Origin of the sequence: Streptomyces sp. CAI-85, assembly GCF_013363615.1 — a bacterium.
Lineage (GTDB): Bacteria > Actinomycetota > Actinomycetes > Streptomycetales > Streptomycetaceae > Streptomyces > Streptomyces antibioticus_B.
In genome coordinates this window covers 1-583 of sequence record NZ_JAANNX010000260.1, presented here as the reverse complement: position 1 = coordinate 583, position 583 = coordinate 1, and the positions used below count along the sequence as shown (strand labels likewise).

General features: G+C 69.3%; 1 protein-coding gene. It reads right to left on the bottom strand.

What is annotated here, in order from left to right:
* A partial coding sequence (locus G6W55_RS38150; RefSeq protein WP_175525122.1) for a methionine ABC transporter permease occupies nucleotides 1–558 on the bottom strand: 558 nt, incomplete at its 3' end.
* Nucleotides 559–583: the final 25 nt, after the last annotated feature.

Here is a 583-nt window from a genome sequence, read left to right as displayed (position 1 = left end):
CTCGAAGCGCTGGTAGCCGTAGCGGATCGCGATGTCGCCGAGGCCGCCGGCGCCGACCGTGCCGGCCATCGCGGAGTAGCCGATGAGGGCGACGATCGTGGTGGTGGTGCTGGCGATGAGCGAGGGCAGCGACTCGGGGACGAGGACCTTGCGTACGACGGTCCAGGTGTTGCCGCCCATCGCCTGGACGGCCTCGACCAGTCCGTGGTCCACCTCACGGACGGCCGTCTCGACCAGCCGGGCGAAGAACGGGATGGCGCCGACGGCGAGCGGCACGATGGCGGCCTCGCGGCCGATGGTCGTGCCCGTGATCGCCCGGGTGAACTCCAGGAGCGCGACGATCAGGATGATGAAGGGCATCGAGCGGGCGACGTTCACGACCTGCCCGATGACCTTGTTGGCGACGACGTTCTGGAGGAGTCCGCCGCGGTCGGTGAGGACCAGCAGGATGCCGAGCGGCAGGCCGCCGGCGACGGCTATGAGGGTGGACCAGCCGACCATGTAGAGGGTGTCCCAACACGCCTGCGACAGCAGGGGCTGCATCTCGGACCAGGTCACTTGGCACCTTCCTTCACCAGCGCGG